Source organism: Pseudochrobactrum algeriensis, from assembly GCF_018436245.1.
Classification (GTDB): domain Bacteria; phylum Pseudomonadota; class Alphaproteobacteria; order Rhizobiales; family Rhizobiaceae; genus Pseudochrobactrum; species Pseudochrobactrum saccharolyticum.
Genome location: NZ_CP075360.1, coordinates 321,775 through 346,501, shown reverse-complemented (window position 1 = coordinate 346,501; position 24,727 = coordinate 321,775). Strand labels below are relative to the sequence as shown.

20 protein-coding genes are annotated in these 24,727 nt (G+C 54.0%); 18 read left to right on the top strand and 2 right to left on the bottom strand.

Annotated elements, in window-relative coordinates:
• Positions 1-71: 71 nt before the first annotated feature.
• Positions 72-950: an alpha/beta hydrolase gene (locus KHQ09_RS01895; RefSeq protein ID WP_238481526.1), complete on the bottom strand. Its 879-nt coding sequence runs from the start codon at positions 948-950 to the stop codon at positions 72-74.
• Positions 951-1,115: 165 nt separating this feature from the next.
• Here KHQ09_RS01895 and KHQ09_RS01890 point away from each other — a divergent pair, with 165 nt between their 5' ends.
• From KHQ09_RS01890 to KHQ09_RS01840, 11 genes are all read left to right on the top strand, one after another.
• Positions 1,116-1,619, top strand: coding sequence for a MarR family winged helix-turn-helix transcriptional regulator (locus KHQ09_RS01890; RefSeq protein WP_213600225.1), 504 nt, complete (start codon positions 1,116-1,118; stop codon positions 1,617-1,619).
• 112 nt (positions 1,620-1,731) lie between these two features.
• Positions 1,732-3,351, top strand: a complete 1,620-nt coding sequence (locus KHQ09_RS01885; protein WP_213600224.1) for an AMP-binding protein — start codon at positions 1,732-1,734, stop codon at positions 3,349-3,351.
• Positions 3,352-3,507: 156 nt separating this feature from the next.
• Positions 3,508-5,841: a bifunctional salicylyl-CoA 5-hydroxylase/oxidoreductase gene (locus tag KHQ09_RS01880; protein WP_213600223.1), complete on the top strand. Its 2,334-nt coding sequence runs from the start codon at positions 3,508-3,510 to the stop codon at positions 5,839-5,841.
• 17 nt (positions 5,842-5,858) lie between these two features.
• The gene (locus tag KHQ09_RS01875) at positions 5,859-6,659 is read left to right on the top strand and encodes an SDR family NAD(P)-dependent oxidoreductase (protein WP_213600222.1); all 801 of its coding nucleotides are present in this window, start codon (positions 5,859-5,861) and stop codon (positions 6,657-6,659) included.
• Positions 6,656-7,507, top strand: coding sequence for an enoyl-CoA hydratase family protein (locus KHQ09_RS01870; protein WP_213600221.1), 852 nt, complete (start codon positions 6,656-6,658; stop codon positions 7,505-7,507). The genes KHQ09_RS01875 and KHQ09_RS01870 overlap by 4 nt, the downstream gene beginning before the upstream one ends.
• A 3-nt stretch (positions 7,508-7,510) precedes the next feature.
• Positions 7,511-8,689: an acyl-CoA dehydrogenase family protein gene (locus tag KHQ09_RS01865; RefSeq protein WP_213600220.1), complete on the top strand. Its 1,179-nt coding sequence runs from the start codon at positions 7,511-7,513 to the stop codon at positions 8,687-8,689.
• Positions 8,690-8,699: 10 nt separating this feature from the next.
• On the top strand, positions 8,700-9,116 hold the full coding sequence (locus KHQ09_RS01860; protein ID WP_213600219.1) for an acyl-CoA thioesterase: 417 nt from the start codon (positions 8,700-8,702) through the stop codon (positions 9,114-9,116).
• The gene (locus KHQ09_RS01855) at positions 9,109-9,504 is read left to right on the top strand and encodes a RidA family protein (protein ID WP_213600218.1); all 396 of its coding nucleotides are present in this window, start codon (positions 9,109-9,111) and stop codon (positions 9,502-9,504) included. Before KHQ09_RS01860 ends, KHQ09_RS01855 begins: the two co-directional genes overlap by 8 nt.
• A gap of 29 nt (positions 9,505-9,533) precedes the next feature.
• The gene (locus KHQ09_RS01850; protein ID WP_238481525.1) at positions 9,534-11,528 is read left to right on the top strand and encodes a 3-hydroxyacyl-CoA dehydrogenase NAD-binding domain-containing protein; all 1,995 of its coding nucleotides are present in this window, start codon (positions 9,534-9,536) and stop codon (positions 11,526-11,528) included.
• Position 11,529: 1 nt separating this feature from the next.
• Positions 11,530-12,732, top strand: coding sequence for a 3-oxoadipyl-CoA thiolase (gene pcaF, locus KHQ09_RS01845; RefSeq protein ID WP_213600217.1), 1,203 nt, complete (start codon positions 11,530-11,532; stop codon positions 12,730-12,732).
• A 514-nt stretch (positions 12,733-13,246) separates the two neighbouring features.
• On the top strand, positions 13,247-15,055 hold the full coding sequence (locus KHQ09_RS01840; RefSeq protein WP_213600216.1) for an ABC transporter ATP-binding protein: 1,809 nt from the start codon (positions 13,247-13,249) through the stop codon (positions 15,053-15,055).
• Between the two features lie 68 nt (positions 15,056-15,123).
• On the opposite strand, the gene KHQ09_RS01835 is transcribed toward KHQ09_RS01840, so the two are convergent.
• Positions 15,124-15,813, bottom strand: a complete 690-nt coding sequence (locus tag KHQ09_RS01835) for an IclR family transcriptional regulator (RefSeq protein ID WP_238481524.1) — start codon at positions 15,811-15,813, stop codon at positions 15,124-15,126.
• 461 nt (positions 15,814-16,274) lie between these two features.
• On the opposite strand from KHQ09_RS01835, the gene KHQ09_RS01830 reads away from it, so the two are divergent.
• The 7 genes from KHQ09_RS01830 to KHQ09_RS01800 are packed head-to-tail and all read left to right on the top strand — an operon-like array spanning position 16,275 to position 24,640.
• Entirely contained in the window at positions 16,275-17,192 is a 918-nt protein-coding gene (locus KHQ09_RS01830; protein WP_075656749.1) for an ABC transporter permease, read from the top strand.
• Positions 17,189-18,088 (top strand): ABC transporter permease, encoded by a 900-nt coding sequence (locus KHQ09_RS01825; protein WP_022709576.1) that lies wholly within the window; start codon positions 17,189-17,191, stop codon positions 18,086-18,088. The genes KHQ09_RS01830 and KHQ09_RS01825 overlap by 4 nt, the downstream gene beginning before the upstream one ends.
• A gap of 11 nt (positions 18,089-18,099) precedes the next feature.
• Positions 18,100-19,098 carry an ABC transporter ATP-binding protein gene (locus tag KHQ09_RS01820; RefSeq protein WP_213600214.1) on the top strand — a complete coding sequence of 333 codons (999 nt, stop codon included), beginning with the start codon at positions 18,100-18,102 and terminating at the stop codon, positions 19,096-19,098.
• A complete protein-coding gene (locus KHQ09_RS01815) occupies positions 19,095-20,069 on the top strand; it encodes an ABC transporter ATP-binding protein (RefSeq protein ID WP_213600213.1) in 975 nt (324 codons plus the stop codon). Before KHQ09_RS01820 ends, KHQ09_RS01815 begins: the two co-directional genes overlap by 4 nt.
• An 18-nt stretch (positions 20,070-20,087) precedes the next feature.
• Positions 20,088-21,671 (top strand): gamma-glutamyltransferase family protein, encoded by a 1,584-nt coding sequence (locus KHQ09_RS01810; protein WP_213600212.1) that lies wholly within the window; start codon positions 20,088-20,090, stop codon positions 21,669-21,671.
• Positions 21,658-23,058, top strand: a complete 1,401-nt coding sequence (locus KHQ09_RS01805) for a M20 family metallopeptidase (protein ID WP_213600211.1) — start codon at positions 21,658-21,660, stop codon at positions 23,056-23,058. Before KHQ09_RS01810 ends, KHQ09_RS01805 begins: the two co-directional genes overlap by 14 nt.
• Positions 23,059-23,110: 52 nt before the next feature.
• Positions 23,111-24,640, top strand: coding sequence for an ABC transporter substrate-binding protein (locus tag KHQ09_RS01800; RefSeq protein ID WP_213600210.1), 1,530 nt, complete (start codon positions 23,111-23,113; stop codon positions 24,638-24,640).
• Positions 24,641-24,727: the final 87 nt, after the last annotated feature.

Here is a 24,727-nt window from a genome sequence, read left to right as displayed (position 1 = left end):
ATTACTTACAAGCCCGCTTTTGCTTCTCCCTCCGCTTTTGCCATTTCCGAAGCAAAATTAAGCCTGTATCCTTATAAACAGAGTAATCTGCGCGTCAGCACATGGTCTGCGTCTGCCAGACCGTCAATGATATCCATATGATGTTTGTCCGGTTCCGCCACTTCATCGATTGAGAGATCAAAACCGCTCCACAAATTAGCCAGCGCCTGATTTTGCCGGATAAATTCCGGCAATTCCGCCGAGCCGACCCATGCTGTTACATCAATACCGTTCAGAGGCTCAAGCAAAGCCGGACTTTCCTTGCGCGCCTGCTCCAGATCAAGCCTGAAATCATCATTCATTTTCAGATTCAGCAAAGGTCGCAAATCACTCAGCGCCGAAATCGGCACGATTTTGCGCAAACGCTGTTGCAGACTGCGGCTCAGGGGTGTTGTAACCGTTCCCATCCGCGCAACCAGATGCCCGCCCGCTGAATGCCCTGTCAGATGTAACGGGCCTGCAACCATTGATGCCGCCTGCACAATTGCCATACCAATTTCAGCGGTAATGTCGCTGATCTTCGCTTGCGGGCAAAGTGTATAAGACGGGATCGCTACGGCAAAACCATGCGCAACGGCACCGGCAGCCAGCCAAGTGAAATAGGATTTATCAAAGCGCACCCAATAGCCGCCATGCACAAACACAACCAGCCCGCGCGGCTGCCCCTGCGGCATCACAACATCCAGAAGATTGCGCTCTTCCGACCCATAGCGCACATCAGCGATCAACCGGTTCTGCGCCTGCATCTGCTCACGAAAACTTTGTGATTTTTGCTGCCATTGCGGAGGAAATTGCGCAGAATTTTGAACATGCAGCACATTCGAATAGGCCAGATCCCAGTCTTTCATAGCTGGGCTATCCGGTTCAGCGGGCGCGGTTTTTAAAACCGGTTCTGCCGCTCTGATCTGCATTCCCCGTTCCTCCGTCATGACTGCCTCTCAAATATCTCCATAAATAAAAAATAATTTCAAGCATGAAATTTCATACTTGAAATTATTTTTGTAAGTGACACCATAAAAGAAATCAGCCGCCCTGCGAATGCAGAAAATCTTTGCAGGCGGCAACGGAGTGAGACCATGAAAAGTGCCGAAAATCAGCAGCAAACAGTGGCAGGCGAGCGTGCTTCCGATAAGCAGAGTTTGCGCAACTGGCTGAAGCTTCTCAAATCGACAAAGCATGTTGAAGCAGTCATCCGCGAAAAACTGCGTCAGGAATTTGATACAACCCTGCCCCGTTTCGACGTGATGGCAGCGCTGTACCGGTTTGAAAGCGGTCTCAAAATGACTGAATTGTCTGCGGCTCTGCGGGTTTCCAACGGCAATGTCACCGGCATTGTCGAGCGGCTGGTCAGCGACGGTTCCGTTTTGCGGGTTCCGGTTGCGGGCGACAAACGTGCCATGCTGGTGCGCCTTACCCAGAAGGGGCGCGAAGAGTTTGAAGCCATGGCCGCAGCCCATGAGCAGTGGATCAGCGAGATTTTCAGCGTGCTGTCACCGGCACAATCGGCAGAACTGGTTACTGTGATCGACACAATCGAACATGCGCTGGCCTTGCAGGACGAGCACGACCATCTGACTTAACCGGCATCAGCACATTCGAAAAATCAGGATATCCGTTACGAAAAACACACATCATCTGCCGCCATTTTTTAAAAAATAACGACGCGGGCAAAAGCTCGCAGGGGAACAAAAAATGCTTGGACCAACGGCGCATACAGACCATTTTACCAGAAATAACCTGCCTCCGGTTGAGGACTGGCCGGAACTGTCATCCGGCGACATCACCTATCCCGAATGGCTCAATGCCGGATATGAACTTTCCGATGCTATGGTGGAGAAAGGGTTCGGCGACCATACAGCCCTGATCGGCAACGGACGGCGGCGCACTTATAAGGAACTCACCGACTGGAGCAACCGCATTGCCCATGTGCTGGTTGAAGATTATGGTGTGCAGCCGGGCAATCGCATATTGATCCGCTCTGCCAATAATCCGGCAATGGTTGCCTGCTGGCTGGCAGCTACCAAAGCAGGTGCGGTCGTGGTCAATTCCATGCCGATGCTGCGCCCAGATGAACTGACAAAAATCGTCAATAAAGCAGAAATCTCGCTGGCGCTGTGTGACACGCGACTGCTGGAAGATTTGCAGATTTGCGCGGCAAAAAGCCCTTTTCTTAAAACAGTAATCGGCTTTGACGGCACCGCCAATCATGATGCGGAACTTGACCATGCGGCTCTCAACAAGCCGGTGCGTTTTGATGCGGTAAAAACCGGACGCGATGATGTGGCACTGCTGGGTTTTACCTCCGGCACAACCGGTGAGCCGAAGGCCACCATGCATTTTCACCGTGATCTGCTGCTGATTGCCGATACCTATGCAAGGGAAGTGCTGAATGTGCAGCCGGACGATATTTTTGTCGGCTCACCGCCACTTGCTTTCACCTTTGGTCTGGGCGGACTGGCCATTTTCCCGCTGCGCTTCGGGGCAGCAGCAGCGCTGCTTGAACAGGCAACACCGCCTAAGATGATCGAGCTGATTGAAACCTATAAGGCGACCATCAGCTTTACAGCTCCGACAGCCTATCGGGTGATGTTGCAGGCAATGAATGAAGGTGCCGACCTGTCATCCTTGCGCATTGCGGTTTCGGCAGGTGAAACCCTGCCCGCCCCGATTTATGACGCATGGGTAGAGAAGACCGGCAAACCGATGCTGGACGGGATCGGCGCGACCGAAATGCTGCATATTTTTATCAGCAACCGTTTAGGCGATTCCGGCCCCGGCCGCACAGGCAAGCCCGTTACCGGCTATCAGGCCAAAATCGTTGATGAGAATATGCAGGAAGTGCCGCGCGGGGAAATTGGCCGTCTGGCAGTGCGCGGCCCGACCGGCTGCCGTTACCTCGCGGATACACGCCAAAAGGCCTATGTGCGCGATGGCTGGAACCTGACCGGCGACAGTTTCTTTCAGGATGCGGACGGCTATTTCCACTTTGCCGCCCGTGCAGATGATATGATTATTTCTGCAGGTTATAATATCGCAGGCCCCGAAGTTGAGGCCGCCCTCCTCGCCCATGCAGATGTGCAGGAATGCGCGGTCATCGGCGTCAATGATGAAGAACGCGGCCAGATTGTTGAGGCGCATATTGTGCTGCGCAATGGTGCTCAGCCATCTCCTGAAACGGTCAAAGCCTTGCAGGATCACGTTAAAAAGCTGATCGCGCCCTATAAATATCCCCGCTCTGTCCGTTTTGTCGATGCGCTGCCGAAAACCGTTACCGGCAAAATCCAGCGTTTCATGCTGCGTAAGCAAGGCTGAGCGCATCATGCAAATTTATCACTTGACCAAATCCATTCCATCCATATGTTTTAAGCATAAAATAAATTGTGCGCCGATACCTGATACCACCGCACATCATAAAAATGACTGTGGCCGTATAGCGGGAAACAGAGCATTCAAGGGGAGAATTTGACCATGCGTATCGTTTGTATCGGTGGCGGTCCGGCCGGACTGTATTTTGCCCTGCTGATGAAAAAGAAGCATCCTGAGCATCACATCCGCGTGGTCGAGCGCAACAAACCCTATGACACATTCGGCTGGGGCGTTGTGTTTTCCGATGCGACAATGGAAGCGATGAAGGTCTGGGATGAAACCAGTGCGGCGGAAATTCAGGATGCGTTTAACCATTGGGACGATATTGAAGTGCTGTTCAAAGGCACGCGTCAGCGCACAAGCGGTCATGGTTTTGTCGGTATCGGTCGCAAAAAACTGCTGAATATTCTGCAAAAACGCTGCGAAGATCTGGGCGTTGAGCTGATATTTGAAACCGATGTGGATGCAGATACGCAATATCCCGATGCCGATCTGATTATCGCCTCTGACGGGCTGAATTCCAAAATCCGTCACCGCTATGCCGATATTTTCGAGCCGGATATGATCGTGCGGCCAAACCGTTATATCTGGCTTGGTACCAATAAGCTCTTCGATGCCTTTACCTTTGATTTCCGCAAGACGGATCACGGCTGGTTTCAGGCGCATATTTACAAATTCGACGACAAGACCTCGACTTTCATTATCGAGACCACGGAAGAAGCCTATCAGGCGCATGGTCTAGACGAGATGTCACAGCAGGATTCCATTTCTTTCTGCGAAAATCTTTTCTCGGAAGTGCTGGGAGGCGCACCGCTGATGACCAATGCGCGCCATTTGCGCGGCTCGGCATGGCTGAATTTCAACCGGCTGATCTGCGGCAAATGGAGCCATTACAATGGTAATTCCCATGTGGTGCTGATGGGCGATGCCGCCCATACCGCTCATTTTGCCATCGGCTCCGGCACCAAACTGGCGATTGATGATGCGATTGAACTGACCAACCAGTTTAACCTGCACGGTCATGACAACAGTCATATTCCTGCAGCGCTGGAATCCTATGAGGAAATCCGCCGTGTGGATGTGGCGCGCATTCAGAATGCCGCACGCAATGCGATGGAATGGTTTGAGGTGGTTGGCCAGCGCTATGCGGATCATTTTGAGCCGGAGCAATTCATGTATTCCATGCTGACGCGCTCACAGCGTATCAGCCATGAAAACCTGCGTCTGCGCGATAAAAACTGGTTGCAGGGCTATGAAAACTGGTTTGCCAAAAAGTCAGGCCTGCCGGTAGAGAGCAACAGCAGCACACGTCATGTGCCGCCGATGTTCACGCCCTATCAGTTGCGCGGCGTGACCTTGGCAAACCGTATCGTCATGTCGCCGATGGCGATGTATTCGGCAACCGATGGTCTGATCAATGATTTCCATATGGTGCATCTCGGTTCCCGTGCGCTCGGCGGCGCCGGTCTGATCTTTGCGGAAATGACCTGCGTTTCCCCCGATGCCCGCATCACCCCGAATTGTCTGGGACTATGGAACGAAGAACAGCGCGACGGCTGGAAACGTCTGGTCGATTTCGTGCATCAAAACAGTGATGCCAAAGTGGCCATTCAGCTGGGGCATGCAGGGCGCAAAGGCGCAACCAAACCCGCATGGGAGGGTATTGACCAGCCGGTTGATGAAGCGAGCGGCTGGCCGCTGATTTCTGCCTCGGCAGAGCCTTATCTGGTCAATAGCCAGAAGCCGAAGCCTATGACGCGCGAAGATATGGATCGGGTAATTGCTGATTTTGTGCGCGCGACTGAGCTTGCCGCAAGTACCGGTGCAGACTGGCTGGAGCTCCATGCCGCGCATGGTTATCTGCTCTCCAGTTTCCTCTCGCCGCTGACCAATCAGCGCGAAGATGAATATGGCGGCAGCCACGCCAATCGTGCGCGTTTTCCGCTGGAAGTGTTCAAGGCCATTCGCGCGGTCTGGCCGCAGGATAAGCCGATTTCGGTGCGTCTCTCCTGCCATGACTGGGCGGAAGGCGGCAATACGCCTGATGATGCAGCGATTTTTGCGCAAATGTTTAAAAATGCCGGTGCCGATCTCATCGACTGTTCATCGGGACAGGTCGTTAAACATGAAAAACCGGTTTACGGCCGTCTGTTCCAGACCCCGTTTTCAGACAAAATCCGTAATGAAGTCGGTATCCCGACGATTGCTGTGGGTGCGATATCGGAAGCCGATCACGCCAATTCGGTAATCTCCGCGGGACGTGCCGATCTTTGCGCCGTGGCCCGCCCGCATCTCGCAGATCCCGCGTGGGTATTGCATGAGGCGGCAAAAATCGGGCTGACCTCCGTGCCTTGGCCGAAGCAATATTACTCCGGCAAAACCCAGTATGAAACCAATCTGGCTCGTGAAGCCGCTGCGGCTGCCGCACTGAAATAACCAGAATGAGACCGGATATGAGCAATAATAAATTCCACGGCAGACATGTTTTAATCACCGGCGCGGGCAGCGGTATCGGTGCGGCCATTACCCGTGACTTTGCTTTGTCCGGTGCCAATGTCACTTTGTCAGGCAGGCGTCATGAGCCTCTGGCGGCACTGGCCGCAGAGCTCGATCAGGCTGCGGGACGCAAAGCCTGTTTTGTCGCCAGCGGTTTTGACGTGACGGATGCGCAGGCGATCAGCACAGGTTTGCAGGCGGCACAAACGGCTTTCGGGCCGGTGAGTATTCTGGTCAATAATGCCGGTGAAGCGCCTTCCGCACCCTTTGAAAAAACCAGTCTTGAGATGTGGTCGCAGGTACTTACGGTTGATCTGACCGGTGTTTTTCAGGTGACACAGGCCGTGCTGCCGGATCTGAAAACCTATGGCACTCATGCGCGTATCATCAATATCGCGTCCACCGCAGGGCTGACCGGCTATGCCTATGTCTCGGCCTATTGCGCTGCAAAACATGGTGTAATCGGCCTCACCCGTGCTTTGGCGCTGGAGCTCGCAACAAAGGGCATTACCGTCAATGCCGTGTGTCCGGGTTTTACCGATACACCGATTATCCGTGAAGCCATTGCACAAATCATGCAGAAAACCGGACGCTCTGAAGAAGAAGCGCTGTCACATTTTGTAAAAGCCAATCCGCAAAACCGGCTCATTAAACCGGAGGAAGTGGCACACACAGTCTTATGGCTGGCATCTCCTGATGCCGCCTCAATCAACGGACAGGCAATTGCAATTGCCGGTGGCGAGGTATTAGCAGGATGAGCGAACAAACCATCAGCATGAACAGTCATCTGAAAGCTTTTAAAAATTATCAGGCACAGCATTTTCTGTGGGAGGTGAGTGAAGACGGTCGCGTTGCCACCCTTACCCTCAACCGCCCTGATCGTAAAAACCCGCTGACCTTTGAAAGCTATGCGGAGCTGCGCGATCTGTTCCGCGATTTGACCTATGCATCGGATATTCGTGCCGTGGTTGTCATCGGAGCCGGTGGTAATTTCTCTTCCGGCGGCGATGTTTTCGAGATCATCGAGCCTTTGACCAAAATGCCGATGCCGGAACTGCTGGCCTTCACCCGTATGACCGGTGATGTGGTGAAAGCCATGCGCAAATGCCCGCAGCCAGTGATCGCGGCTGTAGACGGTATTTGCGCCGGTGCCGGTGCCATTCTGGCAATGGCCTCCGATTTACGCCTTGCCACCCATGAGGCGAAAACCGCATTCCTGTTTACCCGTGTCGGGCTTGCCGGTGCGGATATGGGCGCTTGCGGAATTTTGCCCCGCATTATCGGTCAGGGTCGTGCGGCAGAACTGCTTTATACCGGTCGTTTCATGTCTGCTACCGAAGGCAAAGACTGGGGCTTCTACAACCATCTGCATGATAGTGAGAACCTTCTGGCAGAGGCGCAAAAGCTCGCCAAAACCCTCGCTGACGGCCCTTATTTTGCACATGGCATTACCAAAACCATGCTGGCTCAGGAATGGGCGATGGGTATTGATGAAATGATTGAATCGGAAGCGCAGGCGCAGGCCATTTGCATGGCGACACAGGATTTCCGCCGTGCATTTGAAGCCTTTGCCGCCAAACGCCGCCCTGAATTTGAAGGGAACTGAACCATGTCAGATACAGCCTGCCGCGAAGCCCCCGTTCATGAACATCTGGAACTGCCGTTTTTTGAGCAACAGCAACGCGACTTCGCACGAAAACTCAATGAATTTGCCGCATCCGGTGTTTTAAAAAACATCGATCATCACGACACAGATTCTGCCTGCCGTAAACTGGTGAAACTGCTTGGGCAAGCAGGATTGCTCGATAGTGTCACCGGCAACAGCGGCAAAACCGAAATCGACTCCCGCTCGGTCTGTCTGGCGCGCGAAACACTGGCATGGCATGACGGATTGGCGGATTTTGCCTTTGCCATGCAGGGGCTTGGCACCGGTGCTATCGGTCTTGCCGGATCGGATGAATTAAAACAGCATATTCTGCCAAAAATCTCTTCCGGCGAATGGCTTTCTGCCTTTGCCCTGTCGGAGAAAGAAGCCGGTTCCGATGTCGCCGCCATGCAATGCGCCGCGACACAGGACGGCGATGAGTATGTTCTCAACGGCGAGAAAACCTGGATTTCCAATGGCGGCATCGCCGATGTTTACACCGTCTTTGCCCGCACAGGTGAGGCTGCGGGTACACGCGGCATCTCGGCCTTTGTGGTCTATGCGACTGATCCGGGCTTTTCTATTGCCGAGCGGCTTGAAGTGATTGCGCCGCATCCGCTCGCTACAATCCGTTTTGACAATTGCCGTATCCCTGCTTCCCGTCGTTTAGGCGCAGGCGGCGAAGGTTTTAAAATTGCTATGCGCACGCTGGATATTTTCCGTGCCTCCGTGGCAGCCGCCGCGCTTGGCTTTGCCCGCCGCGCCTTGGATGAGGCGCTCAACCATGCGCGTAACCGGCAGATATTTGGCGCAACACTCAGTGATCTGCAACTGACACAGGCAGCGCTTGGCGATATGGCGACAGAACTGGAGGCCGCAACTCTGCTCACCTACCGCGCCGCATGGCGTCGCGATGTGCAGAAACTGCCAACCACCCAGCAGGCAGCAATGGCGAAAATGGCTGCGACGGAATCTGCCCAGATGATTATTGACCGCGCTTTACAGATGTTTGGCGGACGTGGTGTGCAAAGCGGAGCAATCACCGAAAAGCTCTATCGGGAAATCCGTAGCCTGCGCATTTATGAAGGGGCGACAGAGGTTCAGAAACTGATTATCGCCCGCGAATTGCTGAAAACGGTTTAAAGGGAGGATCATGGCTTTTCTCACCACAAGACCTTTGCGGTTCGGCGATTGTGATCCTTCGGGCATCGCTTATTTTCCGTCTTATCTGAATATTCTGATCGGGGTTCTGGAAGACTTTTTCGCCTCGATCGGAGCTGACTGGAAAAGCCTCAATCGTGACCGGCAGATCGCAACACCAACAGTGCGGCTTGATCTGACTTTTGTAAAACCCGGCTTCCATGCCGACCTGCTGGACTTCACACTTAAAGTCACTGCGGTTGGCGGCAGTTCGCTGTCGCTCGACCATGAAGTGCGCGCCAATGGCGATCTGTTATGGACGGCGAAACACAAGCTCGTCGCCACCTCAAGCACAACTCATAAAGCCCGCGCATGGCCCGATGATATCCGCGCCGCGCTTCTCAATCATCTGGAGACAGTTCATGCATAAGATTTTACAGCCGGATAACTGGGTTGCCCCGATCGGTTATTCCAACGGCATCTCGGCACACGGACGCACCATTTTTATCGGTGGGCAGATCGGCTGGAATGAACAATGCGAATTCGAAACCGATGACTTTGTCGAGCAGGTTCATCAGACCCTGAAAAACATCGTCGCCATTCTCGCGGTAGATGGTGCGGGGCCTGAACATATCACCAGCATGACCTGGTATTTCACCGACAAGCAGGAATATAAAGCCAATATGCGCGGTCTTGGTCAGGCCTATCGCGATGTGATCGGCAAGCATTTTCCGGCAATGGCAGCAATGCAAGTTGCAGGATTGATTGAAGATCGTGCCAAGATCGAGATTCAGGCCACAGCTGTTGTGCCCGATTGAATAAGCGACTGAAAATCCGGACAGGACATATGATGCACAGCCCTTCTGACACGCAGCAGCCGATCAGTTTTTCATCTGCCGTTACCGGTGTGGTGCAGGATGGTGTGTTGCATCTCACACTGGCAAATCCACCGGTGAATGCGATTTCAGCAGCCATCCGCGAAGGGCTGATGCAGGCGCTGGATTTGGCAGAGAGCTCTGCCGAAATCCAAGCCCTGACCCTGCGCGGTGCAGGTAAATTCTTTGCCGCCGGTGCGGATATCAAAGAGTTTGATCTGCCGCCGAGCGAGCCGACACTGCCGCAGGTGACAGCACGGATTGAAGCATCCGCTAAGCCGGTGATTGCCGCCATTAACGGTTCAGCCCTTGGCGGCGGTTGCGAGATTATCCTTGCCTGCCATTACCGGTTGGCTGTTGAGAAAGCCAAATTCGGCCTGCCGGAAGTAAAACTCGGACTTGTGCCGGGTGCGGGTGGCACCCAGCGTCTGCCACGACTGACCGGCCTTGAGGTTGCAATCGACATGATCGCATCGGGCAAAACTATTTCCGCACAGGACGCGCTGCAATATGGCCTGATCGATGAAATCGCAGCAGCTGAGAACCTGACTGCTGCCGCACAAAAGGCAGCGCTACACCATATGGGCAAAGGCCCGCGCCGCACGCTGACTTTGAGCGTTCAGTCTGCAAACACTGAACAGACAGCGGCAAAAATTCTTACCAAAGCGCGCGGGCGTCTCGCCCCTACCGAGGCGGTGCGTCTGGTATCACTGGCAGCCACGCCCTCTGCTGAACAAGCTTTGGCCGAAGAACGCGCCACATTTCTGCGCCTTCGTGAGAGCGATGAGGCCAAAGCCTTGCGGCATGTGTTTTTCGCCGAACGCGAAGCCGGAAAGCATGATCTGCCTGCCGGTACGGTACCACGACCGGTTGCTACAATCGGTATTGCCGGCACTGGTATGATGGGCTCGGCAATCGCGGTTGCTGCCCTTGCCGCTGGCTATCAACTTATCGGTTATGAGCCGACACAGGAAGCAGCAGATGCCGGTCTTGCCCGCATCACAGCACTGCTGGACAAGCAGTTTCAGTCCGGCCGCCTCAGTGAACAGGCGCTAGAACAGCAGCGTGCCAGTTGCACAGTCAGCGCTGATATCAGCGCGCTTACCGGTGCTGATCTGGTGATTGAAGCGGTGTTTGATGATTTTGATGTTAAATCAGAGCTGTTTCGCCGTCTGTCCGGCGTTGTGCGTGACGATGCTATTGTCGCCACCAATACCAGCTATCTCAATCCCGATGAATTAGCACTTAAGATCAGCAATCCGTCACGGATTGTCGGCATGCATTTCTTCTCACCGGCGCATATTATGCGTCTGCTGGAAGTGGTCAATTGTGCAGAAACAGCGCCCGATGTGCTGACAACCACGCTTGAATTTGCCAAAAAACTGAACAAGCTGGCTATTGTCTGCGGCGTTTGCGAGGGGTTTATCGGCAACCGGATTTTCTCTGCCTATCGCCGCGAGGCCGAGTTCATGCTCGAGCAAGGCGCATGGCCGCATGAGATTGATGCGGCGCTGGAGCATTACGGCTTTCCCATGGGGCTGTTTGCGGTCTGCGATATGGCGGGGCTGGAGATTGCCTGGGCAAAGCGTAAGCGTCAGGCGGCAACGCGCACCCCTGATGAGCCCTATTGCAACATTCCCGACCGTCTTTGCGAGGCGGGCCGTTTCGGGCAAAAGAGCGGTAAAGGCTGGTATATTTATAGTGATGGCAAGCGACAGACCGATCCGGATGTCACCGCGATTATCGAAGCGGCAAGGCTTGAAAAAAACATTACGCCGCGCCCCTTCACGCAGGATGAAATCATCCGTCAGCTTTTAAAGGCAATGGCCAATGAAGGTGAACAACTGTTGTGTGAGGGTATTGCAGCGCGCGGCAGCGATATCGATCTGGTGCTGATTAACGGCTATGGCTTTCCCGCGCATAAAGGCGGGCCGATGTTTGCCGCACAAAATCATAAGGAACAGTAATATGAGCGAAGCCTATATTATCGGTGGTGTGCGCACGCCAATCGGCCGTTATGGCGGTGCACTCTCAGCAGTGCGACCTGATGATATGGCAGCGCATACTATCCGTGAGGCGCTGGCGCGTTTCCCGTCTTTGAGCGCAGAGGTGATTGATGAAGTGGTGTTCGGCTGCGCCAATCAGGCTGGTGAAGACAACCGCAATGTCGCGCGCATGGCAGTCTTGCTGTCCGGCCTTGGTGAAACAGTGCCTGCAACAACGCTCAACCGTCTTTGCGGCTCCGGCCTTGATGCAGTGGGCTATGCAGCGCGCGCCGTTAAGCTCGGTGAGGCCGATATTATCATCGCCGGTGGTGTTGAGAGCATGTCACGCGCGCCATTTGTGATGCCCAAAGCCGATGCCGCGTTTCAACGGCAAAATGCGGTCTATGACACGACTATCGGCTGGCGCTTTATCAATCCAAAACTCGACAAAAATTACGGCAGTGAATCCATGCCGGAAACCGCAGAAAATCTCAGTGCTGATTATAATATCAGCCGCGCAGATCAGGATGCATTCGCATTGCGAAGCCAGCAACGTGCGGCAGCAGTCATACAAAGCGGGCGTCTGGCACAAGAAATTGCACCTTACACAATTGCAGGGCGCAAAGGCACCAGTACGATTGTTGCTCAAGATGAGCAGCCACGCGAAACCTCCTTGGAAAAACTGGCCGCGCTTGATACGCCGTTTCGACGCGGCGGCACGATCACCGCAGGCAATGCCTCAAGCGTAAATGACGGTGCGGCAGCGGTTGTTATCGCCTCCAAACAAGCGGTTGAGCGCTACGGCCTGACACCGCTGGCACGGATCAGCGGCATGGCGACCGCAGGTGTTGCGCCACGCATTATGGGCATCGGCCCTGTGCCTGCCACACAAAAACTGCTGCATCGTCATGGCCTTACCATGACCGATATCGGTCTGATTGAACTGAATGAGGCTTTTGCCGCGCAGGCTCTGGCCTGTATGCGTCAGCTCGGGCTGGATGATGATGCAGCGCATGTCAATCCGAATGGCGGCGCAATTGCACTTGGTCATCCGCTGGGCATGTCCGGTGCAAGGCTGGCTTTAACTTCTGCCATTGAGTTGCAGACACGAGGTATAAATCACGCTCTGGCGACCATGTGTGTGGGTGTCGGTCAGGGCATCTCCATGCTGCTCAGCCAGCCTTGAAGACTTAATTACATCTGACTGGCCATTCCGGCGTTCTTAAAATATTCCGAAGCCTGTGTGAGGCAAAATCTGCTGAAATTGTAAAGCAGAACTTTTTTGCCACACTCAGGACTTTGTGAAACAAATTATACATTTTTGCACTTGGCAAAACCGATTGCTCATTTATTGTGCAAATATCTGAAACACTGGCAAGAGGTATGAGATGCGTGTCTATCCATTTCCGTCGGTGCCCGGTGTTCGCGCGGGCGCTCCCAGACTTTAAGTCTTTGGCCCCCGCTACAGGCCAAGGCCTGTCCGCCCTCCCTGAAAGGGCGCTTTCCTAAAATTTTCCGCTTTGCCGCAACACTCAGCTGTTGTTTGTTTTGTCTTCGTTTTCAAGCATTGTCCGATGCATCGAAGCAGGGTCAGAAATCAATCCGGTGAACTGATTTCCCTGCATAGCCGCTTCGCACTTTTGCTGAAAATGTTTTTAAAGGAACCAGAATCCGACTCTGCGCGGTCTGGTATGTTTCATATGACCCGGTTTCGCATAAATTTCCGTGGGCCTGCCTTCCGCAATGTCCTCGGCTACACTTTCGGCCACTGGCGAAGTCAGCCTCTGCGGCTGACACTGATGATAATCGGTATGCTGCTTGCAACGACCGCAGATGTTCTGACGCCGCTCTATTCCGGACGGCTGGTTGACGCGCTTTCGCTGAGTGGCGACAGCGCGTGGTCTGCGGCAATTGAGGCACTTATCGTTCTGCTGGCGCTTGGCGCACTGGCCCTGATTACACGTCAGCTGACCTTCTATGTTATCACCGATTTCACGCTGAAAATCATGAGTGACATGGCGGCCAGTTCGTTCCGTAAATTGCAGCGCTTTTCCACCGACTGGCACGCCAATGCCTTTGCCGGATCAACCGTGCGCAAAGTCTCGCGTGCAATGTGGGCGATGGATTTGCTGAATGATACGCTGATTATCGCATTACTGCCATCGCTGCTGATGCTGGTCGGTTCGGTTGCGCTGCTGGCCTGGTACTGGCCGCTCATGGGCGTGCTGGTTGCAATCGGCTCTGTGCTGTTCATTGTCTGCACGATTGTGATTTCGCTCGGTTTTGTCGCGCCTGCGGCAACCTTGGCTAATAGCTGGGATACACGCATGGGCGGCGCGCTGGCCGATGCCATTTCGTGCAATGCTGTTGTGAAAGCCTTTGGTGCTGAAAAGCGTGAAGATGCACGACTTGCAAAAGTTGTCACCAAATGGCGCAGCCGTACACGCCGCACATGGCTGATCGGAACTCTGAACGGTTTTATTCAGGGTGCCAATCTGCTGATAATGCGCGGTGTTGTCATTGCTTTTGCGCTTTACTTGTGGAGCCAGGGCAAAGCAACGGCCGGTGATATCACCTTTGTTCTGACAGCATTCTTCATGCTGCAGGGTTATTTGCGTGATGTCGGCATGCATATCCGCAATCTGCAACGCTCGGTGAATGATATGGAAGAACTGGTGCAGATTGAGGCAGAGCCTTACGGCATTGCCGACAAGCCGAATGCACCGGCCATTCAGATCAGCAATGGTGAAATCCGCTTTGACAAGGTGACTTTCCATTACGGCAATCATGAAGCAGCACTCTACCGTGATTTTTCGGTGAAGATTGAAGCCGGTGAACGGGTTGGTCTGGTTGGCCATTCCGGCTCGGGTAAGACGACTTTCGTCAAGCTGATCCAGCGTCTCTATGATGTCAGCGGCGGCGCCATTAAGATTGACGGGCAGAATATTGCTCATGTTACGCAGGCATCGTTGCGTTCACAGATCGCCATTGTGCAACAGGAACCGATCCTGTTTCACCGGACACTGGCCGAGAATATCGCCTATGCCCGCCCCGGTGCGACACAGGCGGAAGTTGAGGAAGCAGCACGTCTTGCCAGCGCCCATGACTTCATCAGCCGTCTGCCAAAAGGCTATGCGACCCTTGTTGGTGAGCGTGGTGTGAAACTCTCCGGCGGTGAGCGTCAACGTGTGGCGATTGCCCGTGCGTTTTTGGCCAATGCACCGATCCTTATTCTGGATGAGGCAACTTCCAGCCTCGACTCAGAATCGGAAGTGCTGATCCAGCAGGCAATGGAACGGCTAATGATCGGCCGTACAACATTGGTCATTGCACACCGGCTTTCAACGGTGCGTGCGCTGGACAGACTGCTGGTCTTTGACAAAGGTAAGGTCCTTGAGGAGGGCGATCATGATGCGCTTATCCGCAAGCCGGGCGGCATTTACCGCCGGCTGTTTGAACGGCAGGCACTGGAACTGACCAAAGGACTGGAAGATGTCCTTCCTGAATAAATAAGCGGGGCCGTCAGGCCCCGTTTTCATATGCATCATATAGCTATACAGCTCAAATATGCGGCAGACTATTCTTCTGTCCGCGGATCAAAAAATGTTCGTGCTGTATCGACCAGTAATGGCGCAATTTCTTTACGCACACGATCTACCGACCAGTCAGCCATCGAAACAGAACAGTGAATTGCTGCACGCGCTTTACCGCTGGACGATTTTATTGGCGCTGCAATACCAATTTCATTGAGCAGGATTTCCTCAACAGATACAGCAAAACCATCCTGTCGCGCCTGCTCAACAAGGTCTGAAATTTCCCCGCGGTCAACTGTTGTGCGTGGCGTATATTCCGTCACCGGCCAGTTTTTTACAGCTTCTTGCCGTGCATCTGCGTCCCATGTGGCGAGAATGGCACGGCCACCCGATGTATTCAGCGCCGGATGAGTACGTCCGATCAATGTACCTTCAAAATTGGTACGTTGCACCGGAAGGCGCACCGAGTAAATAATTGATGTGTCACATATTTCTGCCAGATTGAACGACTGCCCGATTTGCTGCTGCAAGGCGAAAAGACGCGGCATAACCTGCGACGTCAGCGGCTCTGCAATGTAATGGGCATAGGCCATATGCAGCCATTGATTTGATAGCCGGTAACGGCGGCTATGATTATCACGGTTCAGCATGCCTTCCGCATAGAGCGTGGCGAGGATGCGCTGAACACTGCTTTTCTCAATGCCCGTTATGCGCACAAGATCAGAAATACCCAAAACAGCATTTCCCTCCCCGAAGGCTTTCAACAGGGTCATCGCTTTTATTAGCGAACTGATAATTAAGGGATTTCTTTCGCTTTCACTCAATGGGGCACACTCCAGTCGCAAAAAACTCTTGACGCAGAAGGGAAAACTATGGTTCGATATTAACATGCGATCACAAGTATTGCAATACAATACAAAAGGGGAATGCCAATGAAAAATCAAAAAATCTTTGCCGTGGTTTTCAGCACGCCAAATAAGCCGGTAGCCGATATTTTTTAATTCAGCTTTGGCAGTAAACGGCTGAAGAATATTTCCGGTTTGCACGGTATCGCGTCTGCATCATTCCGCTTTGATGACGCATAAACCGGCAATCCGTTAACAGGTGAAATCCCGCAGTACCCAGCTGATGCGTTCTGCACTGTCACCTCCGGCCACACCCCTCATATCCTAAAACGATTTTGACGGAGCAAAACTTGCTTGGTTTCATCCTCAAGCGGCTCGGCCTTGCCTTACTGGTTGCGCTGACCGTGTCTTTTATCAGTTTTTGTCTGCTTTACCTGAGCGGCGACCCTGCGACTGCCATCGCCGGAGAAGGCGCGAGTGCGCAGGACATTCAGACAATCCGCGAATTTTACGGCTTTGACCGCCCGATGCTGCTGCAATATGCGGACTGGCTGTGGAATGCCGCACATTTCAATTTCGGCCAGAGCTATTATTTCAAACTTCCGGTTGCAGATCTCATTTCCAGCCGGCTTGGCGTGACAATGCGCCTTGGTCTGACCGCTATCGTATTTGCGCTGCTCGTAGCCGTACCCCTTGGCGTGCTTGCTGCCAAACGTCCCAACTCACTGACCGACAAGCTGGCGCTGTTTATTTCTGTCGCCGGACAGGCAATGCCGAGTTTCTGGTTTGCGCTTGTGCTGATCTCGGTTTTCTCCATTGATCTCGGCTGGCTGCCTGCATCCGGTGCCAAGACATGGCAGCACTTTATCCTGCCAACCATTGTACTCGGCTATTATGCCATGCCTGCAATTATGCGCCTCACCCGCGCCGGTATGCTGGAAGTTTTATCGTCGGACTATATCCGCACTGCCCGTGCCAAAGGCTCATCGGAATGGCGGGTGCTGTTCACCCATGCGTTGCGCAATGCGATTATCCCTGTTGTCTCGCTGTCAGCCGTGCAGATGGGCTTCATGCTCGGCGGTTCAATTGTGGTTGAATCTGTCTTCGCTTTGCCGGGTGCCGGACTGCTCGCATGGGAGTCAATTACCCGCAACGATCTGCCGACCGTTCAGGCGCTGATCCTGCTTTTCTCCATGTTTTACATCGTCTTCACACTGCTCGCCGACATCATGAATGCCTGGCTTGATCCACGCATGAGGACCTCATGACCACTTTTTCTTCTATACCGACCGCAGAACAAATTCTGGAACCGTCCCCGTCTGCGATTTTGCGCCGCCGTATTTTCGGTCATAGCGGTTTCATGATCGGTACGATCATCGTGGCAGTGATTGCACTGGTTGCAATCTTTGCTCCGATGCTTCTCAAATATGATCCCTATACGCAGGATCTGCTGAACCGTATGGTGCCGCCGGAATTCTTAGGTGGTAAATCCGATCACGTTCTGGGAACTGACCAGCTTGGCCGCGATTATCTCGCCCGTTTGCTGCACGGTGCACGCGTTTCATTATTTATAGGCCTCTCGGCAGCACTGATCTCCGGCATTATCGGCACGGCTATGGGCGTTGCGGCCGGTTATTTCGGCGGCCGTGTTGATGCTGTGGTGACATTCCTGATCAATGTGCGCCTCGCAATGCCGGTTGTTCTGGTCGCGCTGGCTGTTGTCGCCTTGTTTGGCGGATCGCTGACCGTTGTTGCCACTGTTCTCGGCCTGTTACTGTGGGATCGCTATGCGGTGGTCATGCGCGCTTCAACATTACAGATCGCGCGACGGGAATATGTAGCGGCATCCTATGCCATCGGCACATCCACCCCGCGCATTCTGATCTCCGAAATCCTGCCTAATCTGATGAACAATCTGATTGTCGTTGCCACGCTGGAAATGGCGCATGCCATTTTGCTGGAAGCCGCCTTGTCCTTTCTCGGACTTGGTGTGCAGCCGCCGACAGCCAGCTGGGGTCTGATGATCTCCGAGGGCAAAGACATGATGCTGTTCGAGCCATGGCTTGTGATGATCCCCGGTGTTGCGCTGTTTGTGCTGGTGCTGGCGATCAATCTCATGGGCGACGGCCTGCGCGACATTACCGCGCCGGGCGGACGGAACTGAGGGGAAAACCAATGACTGCTCCTATTCTTAAAGTTCAGGGCCTGACACTGGACATCCCCACCGCCGCGGGCACTCTTCATGCCGTGCGCAATATCAATCTCGAGGTTAAACCGGGCGAAACCCTCTGCATTGTCGGTGAAAGCGGCTCCGGCAAATCGCTGACCTCGCTTGCGGTGATGGGGCTTTTGTCACCGGGTATTCAGCGCAATGCGGCTGAAATGAGCTTTGACGGCATTGACCTGCAAAAGGCCACAGCGCGGGAAATGCGTGCGCTGCGCGGTAACCGTATGGCGATGATTTTTCAGGAGCCGATGACCAGCCTGAATCCTGCCTATACGATCGGCAGTCAGCTGGCAGAAGCATTGCGTCTGCATAAATCTGTCAGCAAAGCTGAAGCGCTGAAACGCGCCGCAGATCTTCTGCGTATGGTCGGGATTACCGCCGCAGAAAGCCGTCTCAACCAATATCCGCATCAGCTTTCCGGTGGTTTGCGTCAGCGTATCATGATTGCAATGGCGCTGATGTGTGAGCCGGAATTGCTGATCGCCGATGAGCCGACAACCGCTCTGGACGTGACCATTCAGGCTCAGATTTTACGTCTCCTCAAAGACCTGCAGCAGAAAATGGGCATGGCGATGATCCTGATCACCCATGATCTCGGCGTCGTTGCGCGTATCGCTGACAAAGTTGCTGTGATGTATGCCGGTGAGCTGGTTGAAGCCGGTTCTGTCAGCGAAATCTTCCGCAATCCTGCACATCCTTATACGCGTGGGCTTCTGGACTGCATTCCGATACCGGGACGCATTAAACGCGGAGAACGGTTGGGTACAATTCCGGGCATCGTGCCAAATCTGGTCGGTCGTCATACCGGCTGCATCTTCCGCGACCGCTGCCCTGAAGCGATTGAAGCCTGTACCGGTACCATCCCGCAGCGCGATCTCTCCGCTCATCATAAATTACAATGCATCCATGCAAACGGCATGCGTCAGCCTGCGGAGGCTTTGCTATGAGCCAGCCAGTTCTACAACTTCACAATGTCTCCAAAATCTATCAGGTACGGCAGGGCTTTTTCTCCGGTAAAAAGCCGCTGGCAGCGGTCAGCGATGTTTCTCTGACGGTAGAGCGCGGCTCGGTTCTTGGCCTTGTCGGCGAATCCGGTTGCGGAAAATCAACGCTGGCTAAAATCCTGCTCGGATTGGAAAAACCGACCAGTGGACGTGTCGAAATTAACGGCGAAGATATCACCCAGCAAAACCGCTTTGAATTGTCGCGCCGTATTCAGCCGATCTTTCAGGACCCTTATTCCTCACTCAATCCGCGTAAAACCATCCGTCAGATTATTATGGCGCCACTCGTGGTGCATAGTGTCGGCGATCAGGCATCGCGCGAAAAGAAGGTGAAGGAAATCATGGATGTCGTCGGGCTGCCTTCGCGTATGCTTAACGCTTATCCGAACCAGATGTCCGGCGGTCAGCGCCAGCGTGTTGCTATTGCCCGTGCTCTGATTATGAAGCCGGAAATTGTTATCTGCGACGAACCGACATCCGCACTCGATGTATCCGTGCAGAGCCAGATCCTTAATCTGCTGGGTGACCTGCAGCGTGAGCTCGGTCTGACTTATCTGTTCATCAGCCACAATCTGGCGGTTGTTGAATATCTCGCGACACGCGTTGCGGTGATGTATCTCGGACGCATTGTTGAAGAGCGCGAAACTGAAGACATTTTCCGCAATGCCCGCCACCCTTATTCACGGGCTTTGCTGGATTCTGTGCTGACACCGGAACCGGAACTCGGCGTGCCGGATACACAGCTCGGCACAGAATATCCAAATCCGATCAATCCGCCTGCAGGTTGTGCCTTCCATCCGCGTTGCCCTGACCGCTTTACCCCCTGCGATCAGTCCCGTCCTGTCTTGCGGGAAAGCGGCAGCGGTTGTGTCGCTTGCCACCTTTATACCAATGCCACTGCACTGCCTGCCTGAACTGATTAAGGAACTGAAATGCAAACCAGTCTTTCCCGTACGCAAGTTACTCGCAAGAATGTCATCCGCACTAAAGGCGGTGTCGTAGCAGCACAAAACAGCCGCGCAGCACAAATCGGTGCGGCAGTGCTTGCAGCAGGCGGCAATGCGATGGATGCCGCAACGGCCGTTTCTTTCGCCATTGGTGTGCTTGAGCCGTGGATGTCAGGCCCTGCCGGTGGCGGCGCGATGATGGTTTGGGATGCAGCTTCCGGTAAAGCCCATGCCGTGACCTATGCCATGCGTGCGCCTGTGGAACTGAACCCTGCCGATTATCCGCTCTCCGGTGCCGGTAAAAACTCCGATCTTTTCCCGTGGGAAGCCGTGGTCGATGACCGTAATATTATGGGCGCGACTGCCGTTGCAGTACCGGGTGTGGTCGACGGTATCGGTCAGGCACATGCACGCTGGGGCACCATGCCTTGGGCGGATCTGCTGGCTCCGGCGATTAAACTCGCAAAAGAAGGCCTGCCAGTTGACTGGTATGCAGCACTTGTTATCGCAGGCGCAACCCGTGAATTGGCCAAAGATCCTGATGCCGCAGCGCTGTTTCTGGAAGACGGCCAATGGCCGATGATCAATGGCTGGACGAGCCTGTCCGACAAGCGCGTTGACATGTCCGGTTATGCACCTTCCCTGACCGAGCTGGCAGAACAGGGCTATCGCACATTCTATGAAGGTGATCTGGCACAGGCACTGGTCAAAGATGTCCGCGCTAAAGGCGGCTCATTATCCATGCAGGATTTGCGTGATTACCGTGCAACCATTGCTGATCCGCTGAGCTTTAAGCGCGGCGATGCGACATTCTATGTCACACCGCATCTGACCGCCGGTCCGACCATGAGACAAGCCTTTGAAGCCCTGCCGGAAATCGGCAAAGGTCAGCCGGATGCTGATGCCTATACCGGCTACGCCAAAGCGCTGCGTCATGCCTATCAGCAGCGGCTGGAGAATATGGGTGATGACGGCGAAGTGCCAAAAGCACCGGGCTGCACAACGCATTTTTCCGTCGTGGATCGCCACGGCAATATGGTCTCAATGACACAGACTTTGCTGTCGCTGTTCGGCTCAAAAGTTGTCTCGCCTTCCACCGGCTTTTTGCTCAATAACGGCATTATGTGGTTCGATCCTGTGCAAGGGAAACCAAACTCCCTGCAACCGGGACGTCAGTGCCTGATGAATGTCTGCCCTGCACTTGGTGAGCAAGGCGAACGCCGTTTCGCCATTGGTGCGTCAGGCGGGCGTAAGATTGTCTCGGCCGTTGCCCAGCTTTCCTCTTTCATCGTCGATTCCGGCATGGATATTGAAGGTGCTTTCCATCAACCGCGTCTCGATATGTCTGCCGCCGATGTCATTATCGCCGATGACAGCCTGCCAGCGGATACAATTGCGGAACTGAATAAAGTCGCCAGAACCGTCACCACCCGCCGCACCGTCTGGCCGTTTGCCTTTGCATGCCCTGCCGGTGTGATGCGTGAAGGTGATCTGAACTCAGGTTGCACCGAGATTATGTCGCCATGGGGTGATGCAGTAACCGAGGAGGACAGTCATGACTTTGCGTGAGACTGTCATCAGCCAAATCGAAACCTATTTCGACAGCGGCACGATGAAATCCGAACTGGCCGCTTTGGTGAGCTATCCGACAGAAAGTCAGGTACCGGAGAGAAAACCGGTGCTGGCAGACTATCTGGACACGGCTATTACGCCGCGTTTGCAGGCTGCAGGATTTGAGATCAAAATCTATGACAATCCGGTGGCCGAAGGCGGCCCACTGATGATTGCCCGTCGCATAGAAGACGCTGCCCTGCCGACTGTGCTGATCTATGGCCATGGCGATGTCATTCATGCGCAGACCGAGCAATGGCGAGAAGGCCTGTCACCTTTTGTTTTGAAAGAAGAAGGTGACCGTTGGTACGGGCGCGGCACAGCCGATAATAAAGTGCAGCATCTGATCAATATTGCTGCACTTGAAGCGCTGATTGCCGTGCATGGGAAGCTTGGTTTCAACGCCACCATTCTGCTGGAAATGGCCGAAGAAAACGGCTCTCCGGGTTTGCAAGCCTTCTGCGCATCACACAAACAAGAACTCGCGGCTGATGTGCTGATCGCCTCTGACGGCCCGCGATTGCAACCGGACAGAGCCACGGTTTTCATGGGCGCACGCGGTGCAGTCACCGTCGATCTGATTGTAGAAAAACGCGATGGCGCGCATCATTCCGGTAATTGGGGCGGCTTGCTTGCCGATCCGGCAATGCGGCTCGTGCAGGCACTGGCGACAATCACCGATGAACGCGGTCAGATCCGTATTCCGGAATGGCGGCCAACCAGCCTGACCGATAATATCCGCGCGGCACTCCGTGATTTGCCGGTGGACATGGAAACCGGACCGAGCGTTGATAAAGACTGGGGCGAAGCCGGTTTAACCCCAGCCGAGCGGGTCTATGGCTGGAACAGTTTTGCCATTCTCGCCATGACATCCGGCGTGCCTGAGGCACCGGTCAATGCCATCTCCGGCGAGGCACGGGCAACCTGCCAGCTGCGTTATGTTGTCGGCACGAATGCGAACGACATTATACCCGCGCTACGCCGTCATCTCGATCAGCATGGTTATACGGATGTCAAAATCACCCGCCGCGAGGATGATGATTTTACCGCGACCCGCCTCGATCCGGATCATCCGTGGGCACGCTTTGTCACGCAATCACTGACAAATACCTCCGGTAACCCACCACATATTCTGCCTAATCTCGGCGGCTCGCTGCCTAATGAGTGTTTCTCGGAGACACTGGGCCTGCCGACCGTCTGGGTGCCGCATTCCTACCGCGCCTGTTCGCAACATGCACCTGATGAACATGTTCTGAAAAGCACTTGCCGTGATGCATTGCGCTGCATGGCAGGGATATTTGCCGACATTGCTGAGGGCAAAAGCCCGCAGCCTTCAACCCGATAACAACAAAAAACTGCCTGACCCTTTTTAACCTTGCGTCGAAGTGGAGCGACACATGAGCTTTCGTAAGAATTTTGCAATTCTGGCTACCCTTACCGCCAGCCTGTATCTGGGCGTATCCGGTGCAGCACTGGCCGATAAGTCAGATGACACCGTCAATATCGCATTTGCCAAAGAGCTGGACAATCCGAACACCTATTTCAGTTCCGCCCGCGAAAGCACCATTTTCGGCTATGCCGTGTGGGACACACTGGTTGAACGCGATCCGAAAACCCGTGAATGGGTCGGCAATCTGGCCGAAAGTTTCAAATGGGTTGATGATATCACCCTTGAATTCAAGCTGCGTCAGGGCGTGAAGTTCCATAACGGCGATGCTTTCGGTGCGGATGATGTTGTGTTCACGCTGAACCATTTCTCCGACCCTAAAACTCCGGTTGCTATGCCGAATACAGTGGCATGGATCAAAAATGCCGAGAAGGTTGATGACCAGACCGTTCTCGTGCATCTGAAAGCACCATTCCCTGCTGCGCTCGATTTTCTTGAAAGCGCCATTCAGATTTATCCGGCAAAATATTATCAGGAAGTCGGCGATGCAGGCTTCTCCAAAAATCCGGTCGGCACCGGTCCTTATATGGTGGATAAGATCGAACCGGGGAGCGGCTATACGCTGAAGGCTTTCCCTGACTATCACGATGGCGGCCCGCGTCAGAAACCACAGATCAAAAATGTGGAAGTGCGCAGCATTCCGGATACCAATACGCAGATCGCGGAAATGATGTCCGGTTCCGTGGATTTCATCTGGCAGGTGCCTGAAGACCTCACACAGAAACTCAAAACCCGCGACAGTTTCAACGTTGTTCAGGGTGAAACGCTACGCTTCGGCTATATTTCCATGGATGTGTCCGGCCGTTCCAGCGCCGACACTCCGCTGAAAGATCTGCGTGTTCGTCAGGCAATCAATCATGCGATTGACCGTAAAGCCGTGCGCGATGCTTTCTTCGCGCCTTCCTCGCAAATCATCGATTCCATCTGCAGCCCGCTGCAATTTGGTTGTGAGCAGGATGTGACGTCCTACAACTTTGACCCGGCCAAGGCCAAAGAACTGCTGAAAGAAGCAGGCTATGAAAACGGCTTTACCACCACGATGTATTTCTATCGTGATAAAGCAGCCACCGAAGCTATGGCGCAGATGTTGGGCAATGTCGGCGTAAAGGTTGATCTGCAGATGCTGAAATATGCAGCACTCGCGGACAAACAGCTCAAAGGTGAAATCCCGATGGGCTTTGTCACATGGGGCTCCGGTTCCGTGGCTGATGCCTCCGCTTCGACATCCAAATTCTTTGACGGTTCGGATATTGATGATGTCAAAAATGCTGAGCTGACAGCAACGCTCAAACAGGCTGACACCACCACTGATCCGGAAAAACGCAAAGAATCCTACAGCAAAGCGCTGCGCCAGATCGCAGATCAGGCCTATTGGGTGCCGCTCTGGACCTACACAACCAATTATGTGATGGCGAAAGACCTGAACTTCACTCCGACACCGGATGAGTTCGTGCGCTTCTATGACATGAGCTGGAACTAATCAAAGCGGGGCCGCGGCACTTGCTGCGGCCTCACCCTATTTCACGATCCTCACTGCAGGCACGCTGATTGACAGCGCATACAGAAA